The 5,963-nt window shown below is 67.3% G+C and carries 8 protein-coding genes and 1 pseudogene; 4 read left to right on the forward strand and 5 right to left on the reverse strand.

Annotation, left to right across the window (positions count from 1 at the left end):
• A partial coding sequence (locus tag ACNA7R_RS18895) for a cobyric acid synthase (RefSeq protein ID WP_416285066.1) occupies positions 1–1,542 on the reverse strand: 1,542 nt, incomplete at its 3' end.
• A gap of 48 nt (positions 1,543–1,590) precedes the next feature.
• Positions 1,591–1,800, reverse strand: coding sequence for a hypothetical protein (locus tag ACNA7R_RS18900; RefSeq protein ID WP_416285067.1), 210 nt, complete (start codon positions 1,798–1,800; stop codon positions 1,591–1,593).
• Positions 1,801–1,999: 199 nt separating this feature from the next.
• Here ACNA7R_RS18900 and ACNA7R_RS18905 point away from each other — a divergent pair, with 199 nt between their 5' ends.
• Entirely contained in the window at positions 2,000–2,245 is a 246-nt protein-coding gene (locus ACNA7R_RS18905) for an antitoxin VapB family protein (RefSeq protein ID WP_416285068.1), read from the forward strand.
• A complete protein-coding gene (locus ACNA7R_RS18910) occupies positions 2,242–2,634 on the forward strand; it encodes a PIN domain-containing protein (RefSeq protein WP_416285069.1) in 393 nt (130 codons plus the stop codon). Before ACNA7R_RS18905 ends, ACNA7R_RS18910 begins: the two co-directional genes overlap by 4 nt.
• Position 2,635: 1 nt before the next feature.
• On the opposite strand, the gene ACNA7R_RS18915 is transcribed toward ACNA7R_RS18910, so the two are convergent.
• Complete coding sequence (locus ACNA7R_RS18915; RefSeq protein ID WP_416285070.1) at positions 2,636–3,526, reverse strand: alpha/beta fold hydrolase; 891 nt, start codon at positions 3,524–3,526, stop codon at positions 2,636–2,638.
• Between the two features lie 99 nt (positions 3,527–3,625).
• Positions 3,626–4,309 (reverse strand): cob(I)yrinic acid a,c-diamide adenosyltransferase, encoded by a 684-nt coding sequence (locus ACNA7R_RS18920; RefSeq protein WP_416285071.1) that lies wholly within the window; start codon positions 4,307–4,309, stop codon positions 3,626–3,628.
• Positions 4,310–4,406: 97 nt separating this feature from the next.
• Here ACNA7R_RS18920 and ACNA7R_RS18925 point away from each other — a divergent pair, with 97 nt between their 5' ends.
• The gene (locus tag ACNA7R_RS18925) at positions 4,407–4,763 is read left to right on the forward strand and encodes a helix-turn-helix domain-containing protein (protein ID WP_416285072.1); all 357 of its coding nucleotides are present in this window, start codon (positions 4,407–4,409) and stop codon (positions 4,761–4,763) included.
• An 11-nt stretch (positions 4,764–4,774) separates the two neighbouring features.
• Here the strand turns inward: ACNA7R_RS18925 and ACNA7R_RS18930 are convergent, their stop codons facing one another.
• Positions 4,775–5,554, reverse strand: a complete 780-nt coding sequence (locus ACNA7R_RS18930) for an ABC transporter ATP-binding protein (protein ID WP_416285073.1) — start codon at positions 5,552–5,554, stop codon at positions 4,775–4,777.
• 157 nt (positions 5,555–5,711) lie between these two features.
• On the opposite strand from ACNA7R_RS18930, the pseudogene ACNA7R_RS18935 reads away from it, so the two are divergent.
• A pseudogene (locus ACNA7R_RS18935) lies at positions 5,712–5,963 on the forward strand (transposase); the annotation flags it as partial.

A 5,963-nucleotide genomic window follows, 5' to 3' on the forward strand; every position in this document is an offset into this window, starting at 1 on the left:
CATCTGGTTGGCGGTGGCGCGGGTGCAGGAGGTGCGGTCGGCGGCGAGATGGGTCTTGAACGCCTTGATGTGGTTCTCGGCCTGGCCCCGGGCGCAGTAGACGCCTTCGTAGAGCGTCTTGCCGGTCCCTCCGGTCAGGCTGGTGACGATGAAGCGGGTGTCGCAGCCGCGGGGGCCCGCCTCGACGCGGGCGACGACGCGCTCGACCCGGCTCCACGAGGCGGCGGCGTCGTGGAACTCCTTGAACCGGCGCACCGTGGCGCCGTCGGCGGCCGCGAGCAGCGGCGAGGCCGAGCCGTCGACGGTCACGGCGGTTCGCTCGAGGCGCTTCTCGGGCTCGAACCGGGTCTCGACCGGGAGCAGACCCAGGCCCTCGAGGACGTCCTCGTCGCCGACGCCCTCGAGGGCGGCGTTCGTGATCCGCTCGCCCAGCAGCTGGTAGCCGCCACAGAGGCCGACGACCGGGCCCGAAAATCGCTCGAGGGCCGGACCGACGGCCGACGCCCGGAGCGCCCGCAGGTCGTCGACGGTGTTTTTCGTCCCCGGGAGGACGACCGCGTCGGCGTCCGCCAGCGGGTCGCGGTCCTCTCCCTTGTCTCTCGCATCACCATCCAGAGGAACGAACTCGACGACGACACCTGACTCGGCCGCGAGCGCCTCGAGATCGGTCGCGTTCGAGAGCCGCGGGAGCCGAGGGACGGCGATCGTCAGCCGTCGCTCGGGGGGAACGCCGTCGTCGCCGAGGACGCCCCGCTCGCCCGGCCCGGGCAGGCCGACGCTGTCCTCCTCGGGTAGCCCCGGGTCGTCGTAGGGGAGCACGCCCAGGATCGGGACGCCGGTCCGGGACTCGATCTCGGCGATGCCGGGCTCGAGCAGGGCGGGGTCGCCCCGGAACTTCGTGATGACGGCGCCGACGACCCGCTCGCGGATATCGTCGGGCAGCAGCTCGATCGTGCCGTAGAGGCTCGCGAAGGCCCCGCCGCGCTCGATGTCGACCAGCAGGAGGATATCGGCGTCGGCGAAGCGTGCCGTCTCGAGGTTCGCCAGATCCCGGTCGTGGAGATTGATCTCGGCGATACTTCCGGCGCCCTCGGCGACGATCACCTCGTGGTCGGCGGCCAGTCGGCGGTGAGCCGCGACGGCTGCCTCGCGGGCCTCGTGCCAGTACTCCTCGTAGTAGCTGCCGGCGGGAACGTGCTCGCGGGCCCGGCCCCCGACGACGAGCTGGCTCTCGCCGTCGCCGCGGGGCTTGAGCAGAACGGGGTTGCAGTCGGTCGTCGGCGCGATCCTGGCCGCTCGAGCCTGGACGAACTGGGAGACGCCGATCTCGCCCCACCGATCGTTCCCGTCGCTCGCGCCGTCCGCGTCCGGGTCGTCGCTCGCTTCCGGACGGACCACGACCCGGGCGTTGTTACTCATGTTCTGGGCCTTGTACGGCGCGACCGAGACGCCCCAGTCGGCCAGATATCGGCAGAGCCCCGCGACCACGGTCGACTTGCCGACGTGGCTCGCGGTGCCGGCGACGAGAAGCGTCCGCGTCATTGTGCTGCTACTCGAGTGGCACGGGCTATCGACCTGTCGGTTCGCCGGCTACTCCTCGTCCTCGGACTCCTCGCGGTCGTCGCTCTCGAAGCCGACTTCCTCCTCGGCGTGGGGCTCGATGTGGCTCAGGATCTCGTGGGGGACGTAGCCGATGTTGTACCCCTCCTCGTTGTGGAGGACGACGCCGTGTTCGTACTCCCGGAAGTCGTAGCAGTTGATCTCTTCGTACGCGTTGCCCGGTTTGTAGACGACCTTCATACGTCTCAGGTCGTACCCGTTTCGGGTTTTCCCTGCCCTTGCAGGCGAAAGGCGCTTTCAATGCTCCTGATAGGTTCTCGAGGCGGCTGATCCCGTGCTCGGGCCGATCGTTCACCGCTCGATCGGCATCGGTAAGACGGGTGGATGCTCCGTGATATGCGACAGAACAATTAAGACCGATCTGCACACAGGTGTGTGCATGGGAGAAACCGAGTACCGGAACGTCCGACTCACCGAGGAGGCGTACCAGCGGCTCAAGAGTCGCAAACAGGAGGGAGAATCGTTCTCGGATACTGTCGAACGAATCGCCGGCGAACGGTCGCTGCTCGACCTGGCAGGAATCCTCTCGGACGAGGAAGCCGAAGAGATGCGAGAGGCGATCGACGAGCGGGAAACCCAGTCGCGGGAGCGACTCGATCGGTTCACCGAGCAACTCGACTCGTGATCGTCGACACCGACGTCCTCATCCACCTGATGCAGGGCAACGAGAACGCTACGCGGAAGATTTCCGCACTCGAGAACCAGCACGTTCCCCTTCACATCTCGTCGGTTTCCCAGTTCGAACTCTACCACAGTATCGAACGAGTGCACGATTCGGCTGCCCGTCGACGAACGATCGAGGCGGTACTCGACACGAAGCCCGTGTATCCGGCAGACAGCGCGGTGATGAAGAAAGTCGGTCGTATCGACGGACGGCTGACGTCCGACGGCGATGCGATCGGGATGGGTGAGACGATTATCGCGGCAACGGCACTCGTCCACGAGGAATCAGTTCTTACAAAGAACGTCGCGCACTTCGAACGGATCGACGGGCTCGACGTCGATACGTTCTGATTCAGTCCTCGAGAAACGACTCGACCTCCCGCAAGAGCCGCTCGCGGTCGTCGATCAGCGGCGAGTGCCCGCAGTCCTCCAGTTCGACGAACGTCGCCGTCTCGCCGAGATCCGCGAGCGTCTCCTCGATCATCGCCTCGGTGATGACCAGGTCGTCCTCACCCCGTAGAACGAGCGTGTCGGCCTCGACGTCGGCCGCCCGTCCGGAACCCTCCGTGACGCCGTTGTGCTCGTCGCTCACGTTGAACCGGGTGAGCGCGTAGTCGACGTCGACGAGGTTCCGCTGGGTGAACATGTCCGCGACGTACTCGTCGTAGCGCTCGGGATCGGGCCGGTCGTCGACGTAGATCAGCTGGTTCCAGATGGCTTTCATTGTCGCCGCGTCCTCCCGCTCGTGGGCCTCGAGGACGGGCGCGACCTGAACAGGATCCTGTGCGATCTCCTCGCGGGTCGTGAGCAGTTCGTCGGTCGGATTCCCGTCCTCGTCCTTTCGGTAGATCGGGTAGCCGCGCGTGCTGGCGGGTGCGAGCAGGACGAGTTTGCGAACCCGGTCGGGGTGGGTCGCGGCGTACTCCATCGCGACCCCGCCGCCGGTCGACCACCCCCAGAGGTGGAACCGATCGAGGCCGAGTTCGTCGGCGAACAGCGCGAGGTCCTCGGCGAAGTCTGCCAGCGAGTCGATCCGCTCCTCGTAGCTCGACTCGCCGAACCCGCGCATGTCCATCGCGTACAACTTGTAGCGGTCGTCCATCGCCTCGAGGACGACGTCCCAGTGCTTCGAGGAGGTCATGTTCCCGTGGAGCAGGACCGCCGGAACCGACCCGCCGTCGCGTTCGCGGTAGCCGATCGTCTCGCCGTTCGGGAGGTCGACGGTCTCGAGGGTGACTGCCATACGCCACTGCTGTACGATCGACAACATAAGTACACTGGCGCAACTCGAGGCCGTCGGCGCGAAAGACCACCGACAGACCCGACCGACCGGACCGGGCGCTCAGTACTCCGCTCCCTGCCGCGCGCGCTGGCCGTCCTCGATCGGGTGTTTCACCTTCCGGACGTTGGTGATCAGGTCCGCGCGATCCTCGAGGTAGGTCGGTTCCTCGTGGCTGCCCGACAGCACCAGCTCGAGGTCGTCGGGCTTGGCGTCGACCAACTCGAGGACGTCGTCCTCGCCGATCAGGCCGCGATCGGCGGCGTACAGCACCTCGTCGAGGATCAGCATGTGGACGCCCTCGTCGGGCTCGGCTGCGAGGTCGAGGGGTGCCGAGAGCTCGGCGTCGTCGGCCGCCGCGAGCAGCTCGCGGGCGCGCTCGAGGCCCGCTTCGGCTTCCGCCTGGTGGTCGGCGTCCTCGCTGCCGTCGGCCATCCCGTGCCAGCCGTAGTGGCCGAGGTTCTCGTAGCTCATCCCTGGTAGCGCTTCGATCGCGTTGTACTCGCCGCGGACGGCGTCGACGCTCGAGGCGCCGCCTTTCATGAACTGGAGCAGGTGGACGCGGTAGCCGTGGCCGGCCGCGCGCATCCCCATCCCGAGCGTGGCGGTCGTCTTCCCCTTGCCGTCGCCCCACCAGACCTGGACGAGCCCGAACTCCTCGGGTGCCGCTGGTTCGATCCGTTCGGCTTCGGGGGTCCGGCCCGCTCCCGGCGTGTTCTCGAGAACGTTCTCCGAGTCGTCGCTCATACCCGGGTTCTGGAGCGCCGGCTACATGTAGCTACCACATCCCGGGTAGCCGACCAAACGTGTCTTTAGGCTTCGCTCCTAACCCGGGTGTACCCGTATGTCACTCGAGTTCTCCTCGTCGGACGACGCCCCCTCGAGCGAGCACGTCTTCGGCGCGTTGACCGACGACGACTGTCGGGAGATCATCGCGGTTCTCGAGGAGCCGCTTACGGTCGCGGAGACGGCCGAGGAGATCGGCCGTCCCCTCTCGACGACCTACCGGAAGCTCGATCGACTGACCGAGGCCGGACTGGTCAGGGAGACGGTCGGCGTCGGCCGGAGCCGGAGCCGAAAATCCCGGTACGTCGCGGACTTCGATCGGGTCGCGATCGGACTCGACGAGGATCGATCGCTCCGCGTCGACGTCGAGGACTCGAGCGATCCGCTGGTCGGTCTCTGGACGCAGGACTCCTGATTTTCGAACCGTCACCCTCCGTCCGAGACGACCCGGCCGTCCCGTAGCTCGAGGACCCGATCGGCGACGGCGAGGGTTTCGGCGTCGTGGGAGGCGACCAGCAGCGCCCGGTCGCGGCCGAGATCGGTCAGCGCCTCGAGCACCGTCTCGCCGGTTGCAGTGTCTAACTCGCCGGTCGGCTCGTCGGCAACGATCACGTCGGGATCGGTTGCCAGCGCCCGCGCGATCGCGACCCGCTGTCGCTCGCCCCCGCTCAGTTCGCCCGGCAGATGCGTCACCCGGTCGCCGAGCCCGACCCGCTCGAGCAGCCGGCTCGCCCGCTCGCGTCGGCGTCCCTTCGGAACGCCGGCCTGCACGAGCGGGAGCGCGACGTTCGCCCGCGCGGACAGCGCGGGGAGGAGGTGAAACCGCTGGAAGACGATGCCGACGCGCTCGCGCCGGAGCCGAGTTCGTCGGCGATTCGACAGCGCCGTCACGTCGGTCCCACACAGCGCGACCGTCCCCGCTGTCGGCACCAGCAGGCCGGCGACGGCGTGGAGGATCGTCGACTTCCCGCTCCCGCTCGGTCCCTCGAGGCCGACGATCTCGCCGGGTTCGACCGCAAGCGAGACGTCCTCGAGGGCCGTCACCGTTCGGTCCGACCGGGAGCGAAACCCGCCGCCGGTGTCGTACTCGTGGCTCACGCCGGCGAGCCGGACGGCAGCCGTCGGTTCGCGGTCGTCGGTACGGTCCGGCGTCGGCGACGCCCCCTCCCGAAGCGCTCGGTTGCTGATCGTCACGGAGTCTCGCATCGGTCGACGGCCTCCCCGGTCATTGTTACGGCGCGTGTAGTCCGGGATGACAGTCCCAATGCGTGGGATTCTGTAGAGGCTGAGGACGAAGCCACCTGGCAGTGAACGTCAGTTTCTATGCACGCCCTGAGTGGCGTGTGGGCCATCGTGGCAGTCGATGGCCCACACAGCCACGACCCGTGCAAAAGCGTTCGAATCGCTCCACGAAAAATCAGCCGAGTACGCCCGCAAATGCTGGGGAATACCGACCACTGGCAGCGATCAGAAGCCAGTATCCTGGCGCAGTTTCCACCTTTCGTCCTACTGGTTCGGACACGCCGCTCACAACGATGTCGAGGCATTTCTCGCGTGGTTACCGATCACGATCGGCGGAACGCCGATCGATGATCCCTATCCGCAGTGGCACGAC

Source organism: Natronococcus sp. (genome assembly GCF_047921035.1).
Lineage (GTDB): Archaea > Halobacteriota > Halobacteria > Halobacteriales > Natrialbaceae > Natronococcus.

What these genes read in the sequence shown, in the direction of transcription:
- ACNA7R_RS18900 (WP_416285067.1), bottom strand. Translation starts at nt 1,800, where the DNA reads ATGAAGGTCGTCTACAAACCGGGCAACGCGTACGAAGAGATCAACTGC.
- ACNA7R_RS18905 (WP_416285068.1), top strand. Translation starts at nt 2,000, where the DNA reads ATGGGAGAAACCGAGTACCGGAACGTCCGACTCACCGAGGAGGCGTAC.
- ACNA7R_RS18915 (WP_416285070.1), bottom strand. Translation starts at nt 3,526, where the DNA reads ATGGCAGTCACCCTCGAGACCGTCGACCTCCCGAACGGCGAGACGATC.
- ACNA7R_RS18920 (WP_416285071.1), bottom strand. Translation starts at nt 4,309, where the DNA reads ATGAGCGACGACTCGGAGAACGTTCTCGAGAACACGCCGGGAGCGGGC.
- ACNA7R_RS18925 (WP_416285072.1), top strand. Translation starts at nt 4,407, where the DNA reads ATGTCACTCGAGTTCTCCTCGTCGGACGACGCCCCCTCGAGCGAGCAC.
- ACNA7R_RS18930 (WP_416285073.1), bottom strand. Translation starts at nt 5,554, where the DNA reads ATGCGAGACTCCGTGACGATCAGCAACCGAGCGCTTCGGGAGGGGGCG.